The following is a 22,510-nucleotide window of genomic DNA, read 5'->3' as shown; positions in this document are numbered from 1 at the left end:
GGGCTCGCGCAGCGTCCCATCTTCGTTCCCGCGTATGGTGCGTTCCGCCAGGGCATCGTGCTGACGGTGCCCCTCGCATTGCGGCTGCTGGCCCCCGACGTGGATGGCGCCACGCTCCACGCATGCCTCGCCCGCCACTATGCCGGCGCGGCCCATGTACATGTCCTGCCGTTGCACGAATCGCGTGCTCTAAAGCACCTGGATCCGCAAGTGCTGAACGGTACGAACGACATGCACTTAAGCGTATTTCCTAACATGGAACACGGACACGTCCTGCTGTCCGCGGTTTTCGACAATCTTGGCAAAGGCGCATCCGGTGCCGCGGTTCAGAACCTGAACTTGATGCTCACGCAGCAATAGGGTCGATGGCGTGAGCTAAAGGACGGCCGGTCGGCCGCACCCGTATGCCAACGATTGCTGCCAACTGGTCGTGGCTGTCGAACGTCTCATGCTGGCCCGGCTGCGGTCGCCTGAAGAGTTATAGAGCACCTGGAGCAGCATGGCCCGTCGCCACTTCTCCGGCGTAATGCTCGTTTCAATCTGGCGGGGGCGTAAACCCCGATAGCTGTTTGCCTGCGCAAAAAATATTATTTGTCTACAAATGGTAGACAATCCATGCGCGGGGCGTCAACTGATGCCAGGCAGGCGAGTGTGACCCAGGAGCGAGATGAGATGGCCAAAGTTTCTTCAATACGTGGCGATTCCTCCACCTGAAAGCCGGATTTCACTTGAGCACCTGCGCAAGCCAATGCTCGGCCTTTCGGCAGAACGAGCGCGTTGGGTGATCAATGGCGCCGGGCTTCCGGCCTAGCCGCTCCGACAACTGGCGCCGCGATTAGCGAATGACACGGTGGCAGCCCAAGGAGGGCGGTTTCGGGTCGTCGGGCCGAAATGCCGGCTTCGCGATCAATCCCGCCACACGACATCGGCGCCGAAGACTGCATCGGTCGGCCGGCGACATTCGTGAAAGGGCTGGCCGACAGGGAGCACCGGTCGAATGACTCGCTGTGCGTTCGGACAAAGCGCTCCAGGTACCTTGTACCGCTGGAGCTCGAACGATTCGAGACATCCTCCCGATGGAAACGAGCCTGCTGCTGTGCGCTCGCGCGAGCACGTCCGCACTGCAAGCCATCCCCCGTTAGGGTTTGCCCCATGGACACTCCTAACATCAATAGCTATATTTTTACGTAAGTTAGCAAGCTATCTTTGTTATGTAATTGACGATGCGGTGAGGCAGCCTCGCTGCAATCGACGTAGCAAGGGTGGGGTAGCCGCAAGAAAACTAGCTGTCACCGCGTGGTGCGGCAGTCAACGAAACTCATCTGGAGGAGACAAACGTGAACACTGCAAATCTTTTGGGTGGCCGTACTGTGATCGTCACGGGCGCGGCGACTGGTATCGGCCGGGCGTTTGCGTTGGGCCTTGCTACCCAAGGTGCCAACGTTGTTGTAGCGGATATGGGCCCGGCCGATGAGACGATGCAGGCGCTCAAAGACGTCGGCGGCGAGGCGCTCTACGTTAAGACAGACGTCAGCGACGAGCAGTCGGTGCAAGGCATGGCCAAAGCGACGCTTGAGAAGTTCGGTTCGATCGATGGCCTGGTCAACAACGCAGCCTACTTCCGCGAGGTCAAGCTCACCAGCTTCGAAGAGATCGATCCGGTCCAGTGGGATCGCATCTTTGCTGTCAACGTGAAAGGCGTCTGGCAATGCTGCAAGGCCGTTCTCCCCGCCATGCGCGAGCAGCGACGCGGCGCGATCGTGAACATTGCTTCTGTGGTAGCCCTCGCGGGCCAGCCGGGCTACCTGCAGTATGTGTCGAGCAAGGGCGCCGTGCTGGCGATGACGAAGGGGCTGGCCAAGGAGGTCGGCCAGCATGGCGTGCGGGTGAACTGCATCGCACCGGGCTTCGTGCTGACAGATGCGACGAAGAACCGTCCCACGGAATGGCAGCAGTCATTCCTCAAGGCGCGTGCGCTGTCACGCGAGCAACGTCCGGATGACCTGGTCGGCACGGCCATCTATCTCGTCTCGGACCTTTCCGGATTCGTCTCGGGACAGACCATCGTCGTCGACGGCGGACACATCATGCACTGAAGGCGGGGCACGCCGGGTCATGGGGCCTGGCGTCCTGCATCGACTGACTGTTGACCTGGAGGTTTGAGATGAACGCAGTGATTACGCAAGTGAAGGGTCCCGCCGCGATGAAGCAAGGTGCCGACCGATTCCCCCGCAATGCATGGTATGTTGGCCTGTGGGCGCATGAGCTGCCGGCGGGCAAGCTCGTACCACAGACCGTTCTGTGCGAGCCTGTTGTCTTCTTCCGCAAGGAGGACGGTTCGGCTGCCGCGATCGTGGACCGCTGCTCCCACCGTTTCGCGCCGCTGTCCATGGGCAAGCTGCTTCCCGGCGACCGGGTCCAGTGTCCTTATCATGGACTCGAATTCGGTGCGACCGGCGCCTGTGTCAAGAATCCGCACGGCAACTGCACCGTTCCGAACGCAGCCCATCTGCGGTCGTTCCCCGTCGTGGAGAAGCACGGCTTTGTCTGGATCTGGATGGGCGATCGCGTTGCCGACCCGGGATTGATTCCCGACTATAGCTGCCTTGACACGAGCCCTGCCGCGCACGTCACGACGCCGGGGTATCTGAAGATTGCTGCGCACTATGAGCTGATCGTCGATAACCTGCTTGACCTTTCCCATACCACCTACGTGCACGAAGGCATCCTGGGCACCGCCGGAACGGTCGTCGCCGACATCGGCGTCGAACAGCGAGGCGATGTGGTGGTCGTGAGCCGTCCGTCCAAGGATGCGGAAACGCCTGGCATGCTCAAGATGCTGAGCGGGCTTGAACGCGGCGACCAGTGGAGCACGATTTCCTGGTATGCGCCGTCGAACCTGATCCTGGAATATGGCGTCAGCAAGGTTGGTGAGCCAAAGGAGAAGGGGACCGGCTATTTCGCGCTGCATCTGCTCACGCCGGAGAACGAGCGGTCCACGCACTATCGCTACAGCGCGGTGCGCTGGAACGTGATGACCGAAGGCGAGGAAACGAACGAAGAGATTCGCGAGAAGATCGGCAAGCTCCGGACCTTCGCATTCGCGGAACAGGACGCACCCATTATCGAAGCCCAGCAACGCCGCATGGACGAATCGCCCACGCCGCTCACGCCGACCCTGCTCGCAATCGACGCAGGACCGATGCGCTATCGCCGTGTGCTCGACCGCCTGCTTCAGCAGGAACGTGTTGCCAATGAGGTGGATGGTGATACGAGAAAGGCTTCGTGAAGTAAGCGGTTCGAATTCAGGTAAGGGCAGAGCAAGCGAGGAGATAAGATGACTACCAACAGCCTGGAGGTGTCCGTCATCGCAAGGGAGCGCGCCGCGAGCGATATTGTTCGCATTACGCTGGCGGCGCCGGACGGTGAGCAGTTGCCGGAGTTTGCCGCGGGCTCGCATATCGACGTCCACGTCGATGCGGGCCTTGTCCGGCAATACTCGCTCATCAACCACCCTGGTGAACGGGGGCACTATGTGATCGGGGTATTGCTGGATGGAAAGTCTCGCGGCGGCTCCAAGGCGATCCACTCGGACTTCCACGTGGGCCGTTCCGTCCGCATCGGCTCTCCCCGGTGCAACTTCCCGCTGCTGACATCGGCCAAGCATTCCATCCTCTTCGCCGGCGGGATCGGGATTACGCCCATTCTGTCGATGGCGCGTGAACTCTCCGCCCGAGGCCAGTCATATACGCTCCACTACTGTTGCAGAAGCCGGGACAAGGCGGCGTTCCTCGAAGAGATCGCGGCCCTGGACCTTGGCGAAGAATTCAGGCTGCATCTGGACGATGGCACCCCGGACCAGCGGTTCGTGCTTGCGGATTGCCTGCCGGAGATGGAGCCGGACACCCACATGTACATATGTGGGCCGGAAGGTTTCATCAACCATGTGGTGGGTGGGGCGGAGGCGGCAGGCTGGCCGGCCTCTCAGGTACACGTCGAGCGCTTTAGCGCCAATGTGGATGTGACCGGCGATTCCTTTGTCGTCGTTGCGGCGCGCAGCCAGGCGGAAGTGGTGGTCTCGAAGGAGGAAACCATTGTCCAGGCCCTGGCACGCGTTGGCATTGCGGTCCCGGTGTCGTGCGAGCAGGGGGTATGCGGCACCTGCCTGACACGGGTGATCGAAGGCAAGCCGGACCATCGTGACATGTTCCAGACCGACGAAGAAAAGGAAGCGGATAGTCAGTGCATCACGCCGTGCTGCTCGCGTTCGATGAGCGGCAGGCTGGTTCTGGATCTTTGAAACGCCGCTGACAGGCCATGACTTTAATGACCTCTGATATGACGAAGACTGCTGGGACATCGTGGAGCGTGTCGGAAGTGCTCCGGGGGCGCTCGAAGCGAAGGACTGTGGTTGCCGGCGGTTTGGAGTGGTCAGTGCTGGAGGCCGGGCAGGGGCGTGAAACGCTGGTTCTCCTGCCCGGTACATTGGGCACGGTCGAGGTCTTCTACAAGCAATTGCTGAAGTTCTCGCAGACATGCCGCGTTGTCGTACTCGGCTATCCGGGGGCCTCGAATCCGGAGGCGATGACTGCTAGCTTTCGTGAGCTGCTGAAGGAACTGGACATCGACAAGGCCCACTTCGTTGGCTCGTCGCTGGGGGGATACTGGCTGCAGGTCTTCCTCCGGGGCGACACCGCGCGGGTCAAAAGCCTTGTCCTAGGGAATACGTTCCTGGACCCTGCCCGCCTGCGTTTTATCAGAATGTTCAGCCCTGCCTTCCTTGCCGAGAACGAGCCGGCTGCAGTCAAGAGTGCCTGGCTTGGATTTGTGCAGGCGCTGCCGAATCCGGAGTTGAAAGACTTCATGCTCGAGGCGGTGTGCGCGCGGCAATCCGCAGCGGAGCTCGACGGCCGGTCCCGCACCATCGCTTTCGCAGATCGCATCGCGCCGCTCGACCTGCCCCCGGACCGGATCACCCTCCTCTGGTGCGAGGACGACAAGGTCATCCACGCCGAGACGTGGAAGGAACTGGTGAGCGCCTATCCTGATGCACGCAAGGTCCAGCTTTCCACCGGCGGCCACTACCCCCATCTCTTGATGGCGGATGACTACAACGATGAGATCCAGTATCGCGTGAACTGCCGGCACGGCCAGGCGGTCTGAGCCGGTTCCCGAAGTTCGGTTGAGATTCCTGCCAGGCGGGCTTCGCCGAAGGCTGCCCTGGCAGCGACGAACCCGGGCGCATCGATGATCCTTTCTGCCGCGCTGGCACGCGCCCAGCGCGGCATTTTTTACGGCCCCTTTGCGTAGATGCTCAGCTTCCTTCCGGAAAAGAGAGAATACGAAGCACACACCATTGACCTTGACCGTCACGCATCCCGAGTGCCTGGTGGATGGTTCGGACCGCGAGTTTCGCACCCTGGTGAACGGTCTGTTGCCGTTTGCCGCACGGCTGCTGTCGGTTCGGGATGGGTTCGGAAGCCTCATTGATCTGACCGGTGCACAGTATTCGATCATCCGCGCAATTGCGACGCTCCATGCGCTATCGGGCGAGGTCACTGTGAACCAGGTGGCGGAGTATCTTCACCTGAGTGGAGCGTTCATTACCATCGAAACCGGGAAGCTGAAAAAGCTCGGAATCATCGACAAGAAGTCTCATGCCGAGGACAGACGAAAGATGTGCCTGAGCGTGACGGCAGAGGGAGACCGGCTTCTGGATGAACTCCTGCCGGTTCAGCAGCGGATCAATGATGTGCTCTTCGAAGGTGTCTCGCTAACCGAATTCAGGTTGCTGTGTTCGGTCATTGATCGGCTCGTTGTCAATGGTGACCGCGCGGCGCTCGACCTCGGTCACCTGCAGGTCCGCCGCTGCCACGGTTGAGATCGCTGCCGGGGGACGCGCAAGACTGAATTGGGAAACTGACCTCGATTGAACGAGCGACTCACGCCGCTTCAGTTCGAGGTCACTACAGATCGCGGGAGCCCGGCAGCCTGAGCGCCGGACAGTACGCGGGAAGTGTCCTAGCCTGCAATGGGCAGCGTCGAAACGGCGTAGGTGTGGCGCAGCGTGCGTTGAAGAACCGGATCTTCCAGTTCGATTTCGAATTGCTCGGCGGGGCGGATGCCGCCAATTGCCGGCAGCGTGCCACACAACATCGCGCTGCCATCGCCGAACTTCCCCCCATGGGTGGCGAAGCGTTCCAGCAAGTCGGCGGGGGAGCGCATGGCAGTGACAGGCCCTTCCTGGTACAGCACCCGTTCCCCACCGATGGTGGCGTACGAGCGCAGCACCAACTTGTCCCAATGTCCCTGGACCTCCTCGAGCCGCCAGAGCGTGGAGGCGCATGGCTTCTCGCACATCTGCTTGGAAAGCGTGATGCCATAGGTTTCCGCTTCGCGATCCGTATGGTCTGACGCAATCCCAACCAGGATATCGCTGCCATCGCCGACAAGTAGGAATTCCGCCTCGCCACTGCTGGCTTCGCCGCTTACCTGGATGTCGGAAGCGGGCCCGAGTCGTTCCGCCGCGACGCGATAGAACACCGGTGTGTAGGGCGGGCGCCTTACGCCGAGTTCTTCAAGTTCCTTGATATGGGCTTCCATGGCTGCCACGTCGCGGCCAGTCCAGCCTGCCACGATGAGCTGGCCGATGACCAGTGCGCGCTGCTGCTTGCCCTGGCTGCTCTCGATGTCAAAAGTGAGGGTCTTCATGATCAGTTCTTGTCGTGCGAGTGTGGATGACATTGGCCGTCTGGCAGGAGCGTCTTCCAGGAGGCCTTTCGGTCGGATCGATCAAGCCGGATCGTAGTAATGGATTTCCAGCAGCATGCAGCCCCCGTGGGACTTGAACGGGCCATGGAAGGCGCCCGGCGGTCGGCATGCGTAAGTGTTTGGCGAGAACGCCTCGCCACCTTCACCGTTCGCGTCGTTGCCGACGGTGAGATCGCCACTGAGCAGGAAGACCTCTTCCCAGTATTCATGCACGAAGGGGGACTTGGTGAACACGCCCGGGTCGAAGCGCAGGAGCCGCGTGCGGCTGCCCGCGCGAATCCCTTCGTCCAGCGATCCGGACAGGATCTTCTGCTGAATCCCCGCGGGGTAGCCTTCCGGAACCTCCCAGCCGGAGGCCAGGTCCAGCGTGTGGAATTCGTCGTGCAGTTTGTTGATAGCCATGGTGTCTCCGCGATCAAGGCAAGGGAACGTCCAGAAAGGGAATCTGGCGCAAATTAACGCTTACACAAAGCTTTGTAAGGTAGCTTTAATTGAACGTCAGACACCGATGGCATGCAAGCTGGTGGAAACCCTAGCGATTGGACCGACATGAGTGCGCTGGCGCAGGAGGCCATGCACCCCGGCGGGAGCGAGGTACCCAGTCTCTTGGTGGGAAGTAGAGATGGCGCTACACATGCCTGTTCAGCACTGCCGGCACGTTCGAAGGAACATGTGCCCCGGTCTGGCAGGCGCGACCGCCCGCCAATCCTTATGCATGAAAGGATTTCGGCTGGCGGCGTTGTTACTGCGCTGCTTCCGAGGGTTTCCACTACCTTGCATGGCCCCGCACTTTCGCGTTGAATAGTAACTAACAAACAAAGCTATTAAACGAAGTTAAGCTGCGGCGTAACCAATGCGGGAGGCAAGATGGCTGAATCAAGGAACAACAATGGTAACGCGCAAGTGGATGCGGATGCACAGCGCCAGTTCCGCAACACCCTCGGCATGTTCGCAACCGGCGTGGCAGTCATCACGGCCCGCCGGGACGAGGGCGCGCCGGTTGGCATCACGGTGGCATCGTTCAACGCGGTTTCGTTGGATCCGCCTTTGATCCTGTTTTCGGTCGATCGCAGATGTCTGAGTCTGGGCGACCTGAGCGTCGCGCCGCGATACGCGGTCAATGTTCTCGCCGAAGCCCAGCAAGAGGTCTCGAACCGGTTTGCCAAGGCGTGCTCCGGAAAGTGGGAGGGCATCGATTTCTCTGCCCGTCAGCACGGCGAGCACGTCCTGTTGCCGGATTCCCTCGCCACCTTCGAATGCGAGCCCTATGCGCAACACGATGGCGGCGAGCACGTGATCTTCATCGGTCGCGTCGTGAATCACCAGGCCCGGCACGATGGCCGGCCACTGATCTTCTTCGGCGGAAAGTACCGGGTTCTTGAAGATATCCGGACCCACGCCTAAACGCAGAACGCACAGAAATACAGGACAGGAGAACAACATGATCAAGACAGGCAACCAGCACATTGCGATGCTGCGCGATGGCCGCGAGGTGTATATCGATGGCAAGCGAGTCAGCGATGTCACCACGCATCCTGCGTTCCGCAACTCCATTCGCAGCTATGCCAACCTCTACGATTTCCAGGCGCGTCCCGAGAGCGTGGACAAGATGACCTTCCGGCCGGAGGGTACTGACAAGCGCGTGAGTCGAATCTGGCAGTTGCCCACCAGCTACAACGAGCTGGTCGAGCGCCGTCACATGCTGGAAGCCTGGACCGAGCTCCACTACGGGTTCATGGGACGCTCGCCGGATCACGTCGCGTCGTGCATTTCCGGCATGTACATGGGAATCGACGTGTTCGAGCAGGCGGACCCTGCCCGCGCTGGTGCCCTGCGCGATTACTACAAATATGCCCGTGACAATGACCTGTTCCTGACCTACGTGATCGTCAACCCGCAGGCGAACCAGTCAAAGGTTGCCCACGAGCAGGAGGACAAGTATCTGGCGGTGGGAATTGTCGACCAGGACGCGGAAGGCATCACGGTGCGTGGTGCAAAGATGCTGGCCACCAGCGGCATCATGGCCAATGAGGTGTTCTGCAGTTGCATCCAGCCGCTGCGCGAGGGCGACGAGATGTATGCGCTTTCGTTTGCCATCCCGATGAACACCAAGGGGCTGAAGGTGCTGTCGCGCAAGTCGTATGAAGCCAATGCGACATCGGTCTTCGACAATCCGATGGCCAGCCGCTTTGACGAGAATGATGCAGTGCTCTACTTTGATGACGTCAAGGTCCCCTGGGAACGCATTTTCGTGGCTGGTGACGTGGCCATGTGCGCCAGGCAGTTCCACGCAACGCCTGCTCACGTGTACCAGAACTACCAGTGCCAGGTGCGGCTGATGGTGAAGCTGCGCTTTCTCGTTGGCCTGGCGCACAAGATTACCGAGATCAATGGCACAAGCGGTTTCCCTCAAGTGAAGGAAATGCTCGGCCAGCTTGCCGCGGAAGCGGGGATGGTAGAGGCGTGGGTGTACGGGATGGAAGCGAAGGGACAGATGACCAGGGGCGGCTACTTCGTACCGGACCGTGGCATGCTCTATGGCTCTCAGGTTGTGACCCAGCAACTTTACGCCAAGGTGCTCAACACACTGCGCGAACTCGCCGGAGGCGGGATGATCATGCTCCCTTCGAGCATCGAGGACTTCAACAACCCGGCCCTCGCTGAGATCATCGCCAAGACGCAGAAGTCCCCGGTTTGCAGCCCGGAAGATCGCGTCAAGTTCTTCAAGCTAGCCTGGGATGCAGTTGGCTCCGAATTCGCGTCGCGGCACAACCAGTACGAAATGTTCTATGCGGGCGCCACCTTCGTGACCAAGGGTCATGCGTACCGCACGTACGACTGGAAGAAGGCATCGGGTCTCGTGGACAACCTGCTGGGCAGCTATTCGCTGGAAGACGAACTGTCCACACAGGCCCGGGCTGCCTAGCCGCTCACGCTTCGGAGAATTGACCATGGCGACAACCATCTCCTCCGCGCAGCGCCAACTGGCTGACGGCAGCGCCAATGCCTTGTCATTGCTGACATCATGTGTGGAGCGCATCTCTGATCCAGGCGGCGAAGGCAGCAGGGTCTTCCCGCACGGCGTGAGTATGGCGGCGCATAAGCAGGCGCAGTCCAGTGACATGCTGCGTGAGCAGGGCGTTATCGGCCCCTTGTCCGGCATTCCGATCTCGGTCAAGGACCTGTTCGACGTCCAGGGCGACGTTACGCGGGCCGGCGCGCGCGTCATGCCGGAACAGCCTGCCGTTCAGGACGCGCCTGCCATTGCGCGGCTGAGGGCGGCGGGCGCAGTGCTTGTTGGCCGCACCAACATGACCGAGTTCGCCTACTCTGGTGTCGGCATCAATCCGCACTATGGCACGCCTCGCAATCCATATGACCGGCAATCCGGGCGCATTCCCGGGGGCTCATCCTCCGGTGCAGCCGTCTCGGTAACGGATGGCATGGCACTCGCCGCGATCGGGTCTGACACAGGCGGCTCATGCCGGATTCCCGCTGCGCTTTGCGGGATTGTCGGCTTCAAGCCGACAGCGAGCCGCGTGCCTCTGGACGGCATCGTGCCACTGTCAAGCTCCTATGACTCCGTCGGATGTCTGGCCAACACCGTGGCTTGCTGTGCCGCCGTCGACGCCGTTCTGTCGGGGGAGGCTCCGCCACACGGTGCAGCGCAGCTTGCAGGGCTGCGTCTGGCGATACCCACGGGAATCGTCATGGACGGGATCTCCTCTGAAGTTGCAGAGGTCTTTAGCCGAACGATACGCCGGCTGTCCGCATCGGGCGCTCAGCTGAGAGACGTGACCTTCGACAGTTGGAACAGTTTGACGGATCTCGGTGCAAACGGAGGCCTGGTTGCGGCGGAAGCCATGGCCTGGCATGCAGAGTTGATTGCCAGTCAGGCAGACCGCTACGACCCTCGTGTGCTGTCGCGTATCCGGTTAGCCGATGAGCAGGGCGCTCCCGACTACGTGCGCATGCTGCGCAGGCGGGCGGAGCTCTGCCATCGTGCGGACGCCGAGCTTGCGGAGGTCGATGCGGTCGTATTGCCCACGGTTCCCATCGTCGCGCCGGGCATCCATGAACTGGACAACGACGCAGCATTTTTCAGCACCAACAGGCTTCTGCTGCGCAATCCGGCCATCGCGAACATGCTTGACCTTTGCGCTCTGTCTGTCCCGTGCCATGTCCTTGGCGATGCGCCCGTCGGCCTCATGCTGTTTGGGCGGCACGGGTCGGACCGCCGGCTGCTTGCCATCGGCATGGCAGTGGAAGCCGCCTTACGTCACGAGCGACGCTAGTCAGCAGCGCTGCATCCCGCAGTCTGGAGCAAGCAAATTGGGGGCGATGCGCCCCCAATTTGCTTGGCGCTCTGGAACGTCTTCATGCTGGCACTCATGCCTCCTTGCCGCGCCGCGGCAACCCCCGCGTCTCTGGCTTCGCCGTGAAATCTTCACGTTTCTCAGGGTTTATCCCCGCTACATCCAAAGCAGCCACGCACTATCCTTTACGAAAGAAAAAAGCTTTGAAAAATAGATAATAAACATATCACTGTAGGACTCGGAGGCAGCTCAGCGCCGCATAACAAGCGGGCCGTTTGTATAGAGTTCGTGGTTTCTTCGGAAGTCGCTTACTCATCGGGGACTTTACTCACGCAGTAACAACAGCACCTGCCTAAAGCAGTTCTTTGGCAGGCATTCTATTCAACGTGCGCAATGCATGGAGGAGACAAGACATGCGTCACATTGACGTTCACAAGCTGGCCGATGACGCCCGCTTCAACCGTTTTCACGCGCAAGTTCTGTTCTGGTGCGCGCTCATCATCATCTTCGATGGTTATGACCTGGCAGTGGCGGGCATAGCCTTGCCATCGATCATGAAAGACCTGGGCGTCGATGCGACGAAAGCCGGCTTCATGGTGAGCTCCGCATTGTTCGGAATGATGGTGGGCGCCATCTTCCTCGGCACCATTGCCGACAGAATCAGCCGTCCTCGGGCCATGGCGATCTGCATTGCCTTGTTCAGTGTCTTCACGGCCGCAGCCGGATGCACGAAGGATCCGGTCCTCTTCAGTATCGCCAGGTTCCTGGCTGGCCTGGGAATCGGTGGCGTCATGCCAAACGTGGTGGCCCAGATGACCGAGTACTCACCGAAACGCATCCGGAGCACAATGGTCACATTGATGTTCAGCGGCTATGCAGTAGGGGGGGTACTGGCTGCGATCCTTGGCAAGAGCTTCATCGAATCGTACGGCTGGCAGTCAGTCTTCATCGCGGCCGGGCTTCCGGTGCTTCTGATTCCGCTGGTTCTCAAATCGCTGCCCGAATCCATGCCGTTCCTGATCAAGCAGGGGCGATTCGACGAATTGCGTAAGACGGTTGCGAAGATCGAGCCAAGCTATCGTCCGCAGGCAGGTGATCATTTTGCGCTGCCGTCGCAGGACAAGGCCGATGGGACGCCGATCCGTCACCTGTTCCAGGATGGGCGCGGCTTCAGCACGGCCATGTTCTGGACAGCGTTCTTCATGTGCATGTTCATGGTGTATGCCCTCAGTTCCTGGCTCGCCAAACTGATGGCCAGTGCGGGTTATAGCCTGGGCTCCGCGTTGACTTTCGTGCTCGTCCTCAACTTCGGGGCAATTTTCGGGGCCATTGGTGGCGGCTGGCTGGCCGATAGATTCAACATCAAGTACGTACTGATGGTCTTCTTTGCGCTTGCAGGCGTGTCGATATCGCTGCTCGGGTACAAGGCTCCTATTGAAGTCGTGTACTTCCTCGTTGCCGTGGCAGGCGCTACCACTATCGGCACGCAGATTCTGGCGTATGCCTATGTCGGGCAGTACTATCCGATGGCGGTACGCTCGACCGGCATTGGCTGGGCGTCCGGAGTCGGGCGCAGTGGCGCAATTCTGGCGCCGATTGCGATCGGTGCGCTGGTGGCGATGCAACTGCCGTTGCAGTTGAATTTTCTTGCCATCGCAATTCCGGCAATCGTCGCGACGATCAGTATCGGGCTGGTCGACCAGCGCGGTATCAAGGGCGAGGGCGTGCGGGGGGCCGCGCACGTGCAGTCAGACCATAGTCTTGAGCCTGTAGCGCCTGTCAATCGCTAGGGAAGAGATATCGCGCGAAGGGTTCTGAGAAAGCCCGTCAGCCTTTCTGCTTGCGGGCTTTCAAGTGCTCCAGATCGAGCGCAGCGCGGTCACCATTCGCAACGAGCCGGTCGACAACCGAGCACAACATCTTGAACTCCGATTTGGTGATGCTATCGAATAACACGTCATTAATTTGCTGCTGAACGGGGAGCAGTTCACCAAGCAGCTTCATTCCTCGGGCAGTGATCGTAAGCCGCATCTTGCGCTTGTCGTCGGGATGCGGCTTTTTCTCGATCAGGCCCAACTCCTTGAGCTTGTTCGTCTCGATGGTAATGAATGGCCCACTCAGATGAAGATGGTCACCCAGTTGGTTGACCGAAACTTCGCCCTTCTGGGAAAGGTGAGAGATCGAGCGGAGCAGGGAATATTGGACGCCAGTCAGGCCGATCAGGCTGCCGAAGCCATCGCGAACCGAGAGCAGGCGCGCGGCGAATGGCAGCAAGCCGTTTACGAGATGTCGAAATTCGCTGTCGGAACCATTTACGAGGCACGCCGGATTCGTAATAGTCAGCATCTTGGCTGTAGCAGAAGTAGTGGCCATGAGTCGAATTCTCACTTAGCTTTCATTGCAAGCTTTTGCGCAAATTCTATCAAACTCACTGCATAAGGGGTTCCACGCTAGAAATCCAAAGACGAGGGTGATCCAAGAGGCATTTTTTTGCTGGGGCACGGGAGATTCAGGGTCGAACGTGATCATCGAATCGCCGCCTGCGAATCGGCCGCTCTTCGTCGCTCTCTATCGAGCCACACGTACAGCTTCTGCACGTAACCGCACAAGAATACGTTCGATGAGAACCCCGCGAGCTATCTCACCGGATAAAAAAAACGCCAACCCGTTATGGGTCGGCGTTTTTTGCTTGCGGGGGGAATTACGGGTATCAGAACTGGTTCATGGTGTTGTCCTTACCCGCCGCCTTCAGGGCCGCTTCGCCGCTGAAGTACTCCTTGTGGTCGTCGCCGATGTCCGAGCCAGACATGTTCTGGTGCTTGACGCAGGCGATGCCCTGACGGATTTCCTTGCGCTGCACGCCAGCCACATAGCCCAGCATGCCCTGGTCGCCGAAGTATTCCTTGGCCAGGTTGTCGGTCGACAGCGCGGCGGTATGGTAGGTCGGCAGCGTGATCAGGTGGTGGAAGATACCGGCTTCGCGCGACGCGTCGGCCTGGAAGGTGCGGATCTTATCGTCGGCGGCCTTTGCCAGTTCGCTGTCGTCGTATTCCACGCTCATCAGCTGGCTGCGCTCGTAGGCCGACACATCCTTGCCTGCGGCCTTCATTGCGTCATACGCCTGCTGGCGGAAGTTCAGGGTCCAGTTGAACGACGGGCTGTTGTTGTACACCAGCTTGGCGTTCGGGATGACCTTGCGAATCTCGCGGACCATGCCGGCGATCTGCTCGATATGCGGCTTTTCGGTTTCGATCCACAGCAGGTCTGCGCCGTTCTGCAGCGAGGTGATGCAATCCAGCACGCAGCGTGCTTCGCCCGTGCCAGCGCGGAACTGGAACAGGTTGCTCGGCAGGCGCTTCGGACGCAACAGCTTGCCGTTCTGCTTGATAACCACGTCACCATTGCCCAGTGCGTCGGCCGGGATTTCGTCGCAGTCGAGGAACGAGTTGTATTGGTCGCCCAGGTCGCCCGGCTTGTGGGTCACGGCGATCTGCTTGGTCAGGCCGGCGCCCAGCGAGTCGGTACGGGTCACGATGATGCCGTCGTCGACGCCCAGTTCCAGGAAGGCGTAGCGGACGGCGCGGACCTTGGCCAGGAAGTCCTCGTGCGGCACGGTGACCTTGCCATCCTGGTGGCCGCACTGCTTCTCGTCGGACACCTGGTTTTCGATCTGGATGCAGCAGGCGCCGGCTTCGATGAACTGCTTGGCCAGCAGGTAGGTGGCCTCGGCGTTGCCGAAACCCGCATCGATGTCGGCGATGATGGGCACCACGTGGGTGACGTGGTTGTCGATCTTTTCCTGGATGGCGGCCTTGGCAGCGGCGTCCTTGGCGGCGTCCAGTTCGCGGAACAGGCCGCCCAGTTCGCGGGCGTCGGCCTGGCGCAGGAAGGTGTACAGCTCGCGGATCAGCGCGCTGACCGAGGTCTTTTCGTGCATCGACTGGTCCGGCAGCGGGCCGAACTCGGAGCGCAGCGCGGCCACCATCCAGCCCGACAGGTACAGATAGCGGCGGTCGGTGCTGTTGTTGAAGTGCTTCTTGATGGAGATCATCTTCTGCTGGCCGATGAAACCGTGCCAGCAGCCCAGCGACTGGGTGTACTTCGACGGATCCGCGTCATAGGCGGCCATGTCGGCACGCATGATCTTGGCGGTGTACTTGGCGATGTCCAGGCCAGTCTTGAACTTGTTCTGGGCGCGCATGCGTGCGGCGTACTCGGGATTGATGGCGTCCCACGCGCTGCCGTGTTTCTCTTTCAAACCGGCAATTGCCTTGATGTCGTCTTGATACTGGGCCATGGTGAATTTCCTAGGGGTAAGGCGCGTTTGAAGAAATGGTTGTGTGTCCCGCTACGGATGTCGAAGCAAGCAGCGTGGACTTATTGTAGGGTGTTTTTGATGCGTCGCGGCAAGGTCTTATATAAGACATAAGAGTTAATTTATCCTTATTTTTCAAGAAGATAGGTGTTGTATTTCGTGATGCGGAACGTGTTTTCAGAAAACGAAAAGATGCGTCGCGAAAGTCCGGAGTGAATTTCGCAATGTGAAACGCGCTTTCAGTTGTCGGAGATGGGCAAGCAAACCTGGTGCATCACGCCACGCGCCGCCCAGGCAGCAGCCCCGCATATTCCTTCCCCAGGAACTCGGCAGTGTGCTCAAGCAGATAGGCCCGGCAGCTCTCGCTGGCCGGAGACAGGCGCTTGCCTGCCATATGCGCTACATGCCAAACGCGCTCGATCGGTGTACTCGTCACGTCCAGCAACGCGATTTCCCGCGTACGCAGTTCCAGCGATAGCGTATGCAGCGATAGCAGGCTGATCCCCATGCCCGCCATCACCGCCTGCTTGAAGGCCTCGTTGCTGCCCAGTGTGATCACCTTGGCCGGCGGGCGCAGGCGCGCGACTTTGTCGCCCGCACCGGCGTGGACGCGCTGGCCATCGCCATCGGCACCAGCCACGGCGCCTACAAGTTCTCGCGCAAGCCAACCGGCGACATCCTCGCGATGGAGCGCATCCGCGAGATCCACGAGCAGATCCCCGGCACCCACCTGGTGATGCACGGCTCCAGCTCGGTGCCGCAGGAATGGCTGGAGATCATCCGCCAGTACGGCGGCGATATCAAGGAGACCTACGGCGTGCCGGTCGAGGAGATCCTGCGTGGCATCCGGATGGGCGTGCGCAAGGTGAATATCGACACCGATATCCGGCTGGCCATGACCGGCGCGATCCGCAAGTCGCTGTCCGAGGACCGCAGCGAGTTTGATCCGCGCAAGGCGCTGCTGGCGGCCAAGAAGGGGGCGAAGGGCGTGGTGAAGCTGCGCTTCGAGGCCTTCGGCTGCGCCGGACGGGCGGCGCGGATCAAGCCGGTGGCGATGGAGAGGATGGCGGGGCTCTACCGCTGAACGGCGCCGCCGGGGACGTGATCGGGCTCACGCATACGCTCCCCTCCCGCGCGCTGGAACGCTTCGCGGCCCCGCGGAACTTGGTGGAGATGGCGACTTGCGGTTCCACCCGGATTGCCTCGGCTCCCCCGTCTCCAGTCCGCGACGCCCCGCACGCCCGGCGCTTGCGCATTCGCACCCAGGCGCCAATGCTTCTGCTATACCCACTCGCATACCCACTCGCGGAGCAACGTCATGGACACCAGAAGCGAACTGCAAGCCACCGTCGACGCCATGGTGCAGGGCGCCAAAGGCCTGCTGGCCGCAGACGAAAGCGGGCCGACCATCGCCAAGCGGTTCGACCGTATCGGTGTGGCATCCAACGAGGAGAGCCGCCGGGCGTGGCGCAACCTGCTCCTGTCCACGCCGGGCCTGGGCGAGTTTATCAGCGGCGTGATCCTGTACGAGGAGACGCTGGGCCAGCGGGCCGACGATGGCACGCCGCTGCCGGAGCTGGCCGTGCGCCAGGGCATCGTGCCCGGCATCAAGGTGGACAAGGGCAAGCTCGCGCTTGCGCATGCTCCCGGGGACGAAATCACCGAGGGCCTTGACGGGCTGGCAAAACGGCTTGCCGGCTATCGCCAGCAGGGCGCGCGCTTTGCCAAATGGCGCGCGGTCTACAACGTCTCCGACAAGCTGCCGGGCCGGCTTGCCATTCACGCCAATGCCGAGGCGCTGGCGCGCTATGCCGCGATCTGCCAGGAGGCAGGCATCGTGCCCATCGTCGAACCCGAGGTGCTGATGGACGGCGCGCACACCATGGCGCGCTGCGCGGAAGTCACTGAAGCCGTGCTGCATGAAGTGTTCGACGCCCTGCAGCAGCATGCGGTGGTGTTCGAGCACATGCTGCTGAAGCCCAGCATGGTGCTCCCTGGCAAGGATGCCGGGCAGGCGGCGCCGGAAGAGGTTGCCACGCAGACCCTGCAGGTGCTCAGGCGCACCGTGCCCGCCGCGGTGCCAGGTATTTTTTTCCTGTCCGGCGGCCAGACTCCTGCCGAAGCCACGGCCAATCTCGACGCGATGAACCGGCTGGGCCCGTTGCCCTGGCGGCTCAGCTTCTCTTACGGGCGCGCCTTGCAGGAGCCGCCATTGCTGGCGTGGCGCGGCGAGCCGGCCAACGCCGCGCTGGCGCAACGGGCGCTGCTGCAGCGCTCGCGGCTCAACGCCATGGCGTGCCTGGGGCAATACGAAGCGGCGATGGAGAACGCCGCGGCCTGATCAGCGCGCAAGGCGCTGGCGGGCCTCCCCTCGGCTGCGGCATAGACAGCTGCCTGCCGGGCCGTTTTTGCAATTCGATTGAAAGAACTTCTCGCCGCAGGCCGGGCGCGCGTGTGACGCCTCCATCCAAGAACCACCCGGCCCTCCGCCTCCGCAGTGCGGAGCATGTTTCGCGCTCCACATCCGTCTCATCACCTGCGCGCTGGCATGCCGAATGCAGACGCAGGCGCCGAGGATATCCCGCCGGGCCGGTCCCGCTGGCGCTATCCCGTCCCCAGGAGACACCGTGGAGAAGACAAATGTCAACCGACATGCAAAGCAGAGTCTTGCCAGTGACCTTTAAACTGGCCCCCGTCCTTGTTGCGACCGCGGCCGGCCTTGTGCTGAGTGCCTGCGGCGGCGGCGGCGACGACGACCATTCCCCGCCGGTAAAGACCCCGGTATCGTGCCAGAACCTGCCGGGCAAGACCGTCGCCGCGAGCAGCATCGGCCTGCCCACCAAGGGCGCAACGGTTGCCGAGGCCGACATGGTGCCGGCGACCGGCGGCGGGCAGCTGGGCACTGGCGCGTACTGCAAGGTGACCGGGACCATCGCGCCCGTCGATCCCACGGCGCCATCGATCCGGTTCGAGGTCAACATGCCCGCCAGCTGGAACCAGAAGGTGGTGATGTTCGGCGGCGGTGGCTATGACGGGACCATCCCCAACACGGCAGGCAATGTGCCGGCCGGCCCGACTGACCAGCCCTCGCCGCTGGCACGCGGCTATGCCACCTTCGCCAGCGATTCCGGCCACCAGGCGGGCGCGCTCGGCAGCCGCGACGGCTCGTTCGGCACCAATGACGAGGCGCTGCGCAACTATGCCGGTGATGCGCTGAAGAAGACGCGCGACGTCGCGATCGCGCTGATCCAGATGCACTACCAGGCCGATGGCCCGAAGAAAGCGTACTTTGCAGGCGGATCGACCGGCGGCCGCGAAGCGCTGGCCGTGGTGCAGCGCTGGCCGCAGGACTGGGATGGCGCCATCGTGCTCTATCCCGCCTGGAATGCCGCCAGCCTGGATCTGCAGTTCGGCCGCATCACCCGCGCGCTGGCCGCGCCGGGCGCGTACCCGAACCAGCCCAAGCGCAAGGTGCTGTACGACGCCGCCATTGCTGCGTGCGACAACCTCGACGGCGTCAATGACGGCCTGATCAGCAATGTCGCCGCCTGCAATGCCAGCTTCGATCCGTCCACGGCGATGCTCAACGGCCAGCCGGTCCGCTGCGCCAACGGCGCCGACACCGGCGACACCTGCTTGTCCGACGCGCAGATCAACGCGCTGAAGGTGTACAACTCGCAGATCGTGTTCGGCTATGCGCTGGGCAGCGGCGAGACGCAGTATCCGGGCTTCAACGTCTGGGGCGCCGACCTCGGCATGGCCGGCAACGCATCCGTCCAGCCGACGGTCATTGCGCTGGCGCTCAACCTCGATGCCCCGGTCAATCCGATGCCGGCTACCGCGCCGTACCTGAGCGTGTTCTGGGACCAGTGGGTGCGCTACTTCGTCACGCGCGATCCGACCTTCAACTCGCTCACGCTCGACCCGCAGAACCCGGGACCCTGGCAGGACCGCATCAGCCAGCTTGCCGGGCTGCAGGACATCAACAAGACCGACCTGTCCGCGTTCATGAACAAGGGCGGCAAGATCCTGATGGCGCACGGCATGTCCGATGCGCTGGTCAGCACGCGCGCGACCGAGGACTACTTCACGCGCGTACAGGGCGCGATGGGTGCGGGCAATGTCAGCAACTTCATGCGCTACTACGAGATCCCGGGCTATGGCCACTCGGTGAGCTCGGTGTTCAATGCTGCGTGGGATTCGCTGACGGCGCTTGAAAAGTGGGTCGAGCAGGGTACCGCGCCGGCTTCGCTGACGGTGACCGACACGATCGGCGTGTCGGGCCGCACGCGGCCGCTGTGCGAATACCCGACCTGGCCGAAGTACAACGGCTCCGGCGATGTCAACGCGGCATCGAGCTTTACCTGCGCGACGCAATGATGCGCAGGCAGGCGTAGCAGAATGAGTGGCGAGCCCGCGCGGCTCGCCTTTTTTTGCATTCCTGCCTTACCCGGCCTGTATTACCCGGCCTGCATTACCCGGCGCGACGCATTGACTGCGCAAGCCCGCCGTATCCCCGCGCCTCCAGCGATTCCGCGGCTCCCAGCCGGTCGCGCGCTTCCCGGTTCTGGCTCAGCTTGACCTTGCCCTGCAGCGAAGTGACGGCGATCTCGATGCCGACGATATGGCGCAGCAGGCCGTCGATGAATTCGGGCGCGGAATCGCCCATCTTCCACGGCCTGGGTTCGTCCGCTTCGTGCCGGCGCGTCAGGCGCGCGACGATGCGCCGGACGAAGCGTTCGTCGTCATGCACGGTGAGCGTGCCGTGCGCGTGTACCACCTCGTAGTTCCAGGTCGGCACCTGGCGGTGCGCCTCTTGCTTGCTCGGGTACCAGTTCGGCGAGATGTAGGCCTCGGCGCCCCGAAAGACGACCATGACCGGCGTGCCGGCAGCGCAGCGCTGCCAGACCGGGTTGGCGCGCGCCACGTGGGCGGTGAGCACGCCGTGCGGTCCCGCGTCGGCGTCGAACTCGAACGGAATGTGGTCGGCATCCAGGGTGCCGCTTGCCTGGGTGACCAGCATGCCGAGCGGGTGCGCTCGGATGATGCGCGCAAGTTCTTCGGGGCGGGTTTCGGCGAAGTGGGCAGGGATGTACATAGGGTTAACGGTGTCCTGGGCGTCGCAGGTACTGTGACCTGTAACTGGCGCAATCGGAAGGGACAGTTTCCAGGATTTCTTCTGGGCCAGTTTCGCCAGCCGGCCGGCACGCGACCGGGCGCCACGTTCGCAGGGCGGGCGTGGCGGCATCGCACGGACGAACCGATCCCGGCCTTGACGGACTAACAGGCAGCAAACCGCGGGAGACAAGCATGTCGCACATCACTTATCCCAACGAAAGCGCCGAATACCGCAAGGCGCGCAATGCACTGCTTGAAGAGGAAATTGCCTTGCGAAGGCATATCGAGGCCGTCGCAGCGCAGCGCCGCGCGCTGCCGCCAGGCGGCGATGTGCCGCAGGACTACCTGTTCGAGCGTATCGGCGCGACCGGCATGCCCGAAACGGTCGCAATGTCCAGGCTGTTCGGCCCGCATCCCACCCTGATCCTGTACAGCTTCATGTACGGCCCGGACCGCGACACGCCATGCCCGATGTGCACGCTCTTGCTTGACTCCGTCAACGGCGCGGCCAGGCATATCGGCCAGCGCGCTGCGCTCTACATCGTCGCCAAGTCGCCAATCGCGCGGCTGGTCGCGTGGGCGCGCGAACGGGGATGGGCGCATCTTCAGTTTCTCTCGACCGCAGGCAACAGCTACGACGCCGACTATTTCGGAGACTCGACGAAACTGCCGGCGGAGATACGGGCGTTGAGCGGCGGCAAGCCTGGCGAGGAATGGGACGACACCGCGTTCAACGTATTCCGTCTCGACAATGGCAAGGTCCGACATTTCTGGGGCAGCGACCTTACCTGGGCGCCATCGGAACCTGGCATCGACCATCGCTCCGGCGATGCTGTCAGTGCGCTTTGGGGCCTGCTCGACATGACGCCCGAGGGGCGCGGGCAGTTCATGCCGAAGCTGGCCTACTAGCGCGCCACGCGCAGCCTGGACCTAGTCACCGGATGCCTGAGAGCGCGGGCCATCGCGATGGCCCGCGCCGCCATCACTTCTCTTGCATCCTGGCCGCCTTGACGATCTCGCCCAGCCGCTTTCGTTCGACGGCGGTGGGGAAGCGCTGCAAATCGCCGAGCTTGTGAACTCAATGCGCGTGCGCTGCCGGCACCTTCAGAGCGGGCAGCAGGCGGCGGCCTCAGCGCCGACGCAGGCCGCCAGACTTGCGCTTCCTGGCCGTACGCAGCGCCAGGCCCGCCAGCACCGCGACGATCGCCAGGATGCCGACGGCGATGAGGAAGGGCAGGGGGCGGTCGATTGCCAGGCTCTCGCCCGCGACTACGATGCCGATCCCGTAGCCCGTTTCGGCGATGGCGATGGCGGCCAGGAACTTCGGGAAGGGGTAGTGCATCGTACCGAAGAGATAGCCGGGAATTTCCGATGGCACCGCGATGCAGAACAACAGCACGGCCCAGAACTTCATGCGCTGCGACACATAGTTCTGGTACTTCGCCAGCTTGTCCGCGTAACCACTGCGGGCAAGCAATGGATAGGCGAGCCGGCCGATGCCGTAGGCGGCAACAGCGCCCAGCACCCAGCCACCCCAGAGCAGAAGAACGGTGAGGGGCTTGCCCCACACCGCGCTGGCAGGCGGCACCAGGACCACGCTCGAGGCGAATGCGAGCATGGCAGATACAGCCGAGAACAGGAAGAAGACTAGCACGCCCGTTCCGGGGTGCTGTTCCATCGTCGCCTGGGCCCAGGCGATGGCCTGGTCGGCGAAGCCCTTGAAAGGCGGCGACAGGACGACCAATGCGACCAGCACCGCCATGGTGCCGATCGCAGCCCAGAACCAGATGGTGCGCCGATTGGCAGACAAATTGCTCAGCATACAAAAATTAGAACCGCGGGCATGGTCGAAGTTTCGACGCCGCTGAGACATTGGCAGTTGTCGACCACCGAACCCGTTCGCACCCTTCGTTCGCGAAGCGGCCGAACGGCCCGACTGCGCTCCTGCAAATCCATGGAACCTGACGAGTCCGGGGCAGGCCGGCTGGCT

Annotated in this window: 18 protein-coding genes and 3 pseudogenes; 14 read left to right on the top strand and 7 right to left on the bottom strand. The window is 62.0% G+C overall.

All coding sequences use genetic code 11. The annotated features are described in order from the left end of the window. The 6 genes and pseudogenes from J8I34_RS09615 to J8I34_RS09590 form a co-directional block, all read left to right on the top strand. Positions 1–360, top strand: a pseudogene (locus J8I34_RS09615) (N-acetyl-gamma-glutamyl-phosphate reductase); the annotation flags it as partial. Between the two features lie 977 nt (positions 361–1,337). Beyond that, complete coding sequence (locus tag J8I34_RS09610; RefSeq protein ID WP_084402542.1) at positions 1,338–2,096, top strand: SDR family NAD(P)-dependent oxidoreductase; 759 nt, start codon at positions 1,338–1,340, stop codon at positions 2,094–2,096. A gap of 68 nt (positions 2,097–2,164) precedes the next feature. Further along, a complete protein-coding gene (locus tag J8I34_RS09605; RefSeq protein ID WP_209805915.1) occupies positions 2,165–3,289 on the top strand; it encodes a Rieske 2Fe-2S domain-containing protein in 1,125 nt (374 codons plus the stop codon). 48 nt (positions 3,290–3,337) lie between these two features. Then, the gene (locus tag J8I34_RS09600) at positions 3,338–4,300 is read left to right on the top strand and encodes a PDR/VanB family oxidoreductase (protein ID WP_209805914.1); all 963 of its coding nucleotides are present in this window, start codon (positions 3,338–3,340) and stop codon (positions 4,298–4,300) included. A 134-nt stretch (positions 4,301–4,434) separates the two neighbouring features. Beyond that, positions 4,435–5,163, top strand: a complete 729-nt coding sequence (locus J8I34_RS09595) for an alpha/beta fold hydrolase (protein WP_209805913.1) — start codon at positions 4,435–4,437, stop codon at positions 5,161–5,163. 193 nt (positions 5,164–5,356) lie between these two features. After that, positions 5,357–5,881 carry a MarR family winged helix-turn-helix transcriptional regulator gene (locus tag J8I34_RS09590; protein WP_209805912.1) on the top strand — a complete coding sequence of 175 codons (525 nt, stop codon included), beginning with the start codon at positions 5,357–5,359 and terminating at the stop codon, positions 5,879–5,881. A 140-nt stretch (positions 5,882–6,021) separates the two neighbouring features. Here the strand turns inward: J8I34_RS09590 and J8I34_RS09585 are convergent, their stop codons facing one another. Continuing rightward, the gene (locus J8I34_RS09585) at positions 6,022–6,711 is read right to left on the bottom strand and encodes a DUF2848 domain-containing protein (RefSeq protein ID WP_029049032.1); all 690 of its coding nucleotides are present in this window, start codon (positions 6,709–6,711) and stop codon (positions 6,022–6,024) included. A gap of 81 nt (positions 6,712–6,792) precedes the next feature. After that, positions 6,793–7,173, bottom strand: coding sequence for a cupin domain-containing protein (locus J8I34_RS09580; RefSeq protein ID WP_209805911.1), 381 nt, complete (start codon positions 7,171–7,173; stop codon positions 6,793–6,795). A gap of 465 nt (positions 7,174–7,638) precedes the next feature. Between J8I34_RS09580 and J8I34_RS09575 the strand changes: the two genes are divergently transcribed. The 4 genes from J8I34_RS09575 (at position 7,639) to J8I34_RS09560 (ending at position 12,877) form a co-directional block, all read left to right on the top strand. Beyond that, the gene (locus tag J8I34_RS09575; protein ID WP_209805910.1) at positions 7,639–8,175 is read left to right on the top strand and encodes a flavin reductase family protein; all 537 of its coding nucleotides are present in this window, start codon (positions 7,639–7,641) and stop codon (positions 8,173–8,175) included. Positions 8,176–8,212: 37 nt separating this feature from the next. After that, positions 8,213–9,697: a 4-hydroxyphenylacetate 3-hydroxylase family protein gene (locus J8I34_RS09570; RefSeq protein WP_209805909.1), complete on the top strand. Its 1,485-nt coding sequence runs from the start codon at positions 8,213–8,215 to the stop codon at positions 9,695–9,697. Positions 9,698–9,722: 25 nt separating this feature from the next. Beyond that, positions 9,723–11,066, top strand: coding sequence for an amidase (locus J8I34_RS09565; protein WP_209805908.1), 1,344 nt, complete (start codon positions 9,723–9,725; stop codon positions 11,064–11,066). Positions 11,067–11,500: 434 nt separating this feature from the next. Then, positions 11,501–12,877 (top strand): MFS transporter, encoded by a 1,377-nt coding sequence (locus tag J8I34_RS09560; RefSeq protein WP_209805907.1) that lies wholly within the window; start codon positions 11,501–11,503, stop codon positions 12,875–12,877. Positions 12,878–12,914: 37 nt separating this feature from the next. Here J8I34_RS09560 and J8I34_RS09555 read toward each other — a convergent pair whose 3' ends face one another. From J8I34_RS09555 to J8I34_RS09545, 3 genes and pseudogenes are all read right to left on the bottom strand, one after another. Beyond that, positions 12,915–13,460, bottom strand: a complete 546-nt coding sequence (locus J8I34_RS09555; protein WP_029049037.1) for a MarR family winged helix-turn-helix transcriptional regulator — start codon at positions 13,458–13,460, stop codon at positions 12,915–12,917. A gap of 337 nt (positions 13,461–13,797) precedes the next feature. Beyond that, a complete protein-coding gene (locus tag J8I34_RS09550) occupies positions 13,798–15,384 on the bottom strand; it encodes an isocitrate lyase (RefSeq protein WP_209768628.1) in 1,587 nt (528 codons plus the stop codon). Positions 15,385–15,676: 292 nt separating this feature from the next. Further along, a pseudogene (locus tag J8I34_RS09545) lies at positions 15,677–15,970 on the bottom strand (LysR substrate-binding domain-containing protein); the annotation flags it as partial. 3 nt (positions 15,971–15,973) lie between these two features. Here J8I34_RS09545 and J8I34_RS09540 point away from each other — a divergent pair. The 3 genes and pseudogenes from J8I34_RS09540 to J8I34_RS09530 all read left to right on the top strand — a co-directional run. Further along, positions 15,974–16,486, top strand: a pseudogene (locus J8I34_RS09540) (class II fructose-bisphosphate aldolase); the annotation flags it as partial. 234 nt (positions 16,487–16,720) lie between these two features. Continuing rightward, a complete protein-coding gene (locus J8I34_RS09535; RefSeq protein ID WP_029049041.1) occupies positions 16,721–17,743 on the top strand; it encodes a class I fructose-bisphosphate aldolase in 1,023 nt (340 codons plus the stop codon). A gap of 299 nt (positions 17,744–18,042) precedes the next feature. Continuing rightward, positions 18,043–19,782, top strand: coding sequence for a tannase/feruloyl esterase family alpha/beta hydrolase (locus J8I34_RS09530; protein ID WP_209768682.1), 1,740 nt, complete (start codon positions 18,043–18,045; stop codon positions 19,780–19,782). Between the two features lie 94 nt (positions 19,783–19,876). Here J8I34_RS09530 and J8I34_RS09525 read toward each other — a convergent pair whose 3' ends face one another. Beyond that, a complete protein-coding gene (locus J8I34_RS09525; RefSeq protein WP_209768684.1) occupies positions 19,877–20,500 on the bottom strand; it encodes an FMN-binding negative transcriptional regulator in 624 nt (207 codons plus the stop codon). A 140-nt stretch (positions 20,501–20,640) separates the two neighbouring features. On the opposite strand from J8I34_RS09525, the gene J8I34_RS09520 reads away from it, so the two are divergent. After that, positions 20,641–21,429, top strand: coding sequence for a DUF899 family protein (locus tag J8I34_RS09520; RefSeq protein ID WP_348635686.1), 789 nt, complete (start codon positions 20,641–20,643; stop codon positions 21,427–21,429). A gap of 220 nt (positions 21,430–21,649) precedes the next feature. Here the strand turns inward: J8I34_RS09520 and J8I34_RS09515 are convergent, their stop codons facing one another. Then, a complete protein-coding gene (locus J8I34_RS09515) occupies positions 21,650–22,342 on the bottom strand; it encodes a TVP38/TMEM64 family protein (RefSeq protein ID WP_029049045.1) in 693 nt (230 codons plus the stop codon). Positions 22,343–22,510 lie beyond the last annotated feature (168 nt).

It is taken from the genome of Cupriavidus phytohabitans (assembly GCF_017815025.1).
Lineage (GTDB): Bacteria > Pseudomonadota > Gammaproteobacteria > Burkholderiales > Burkholderiaceae > Cupriavidus.
Note: the sequence above shows the minus strand (reverse complement) of the source record. Positions and strands in the feature narration are given on the sequence as shown.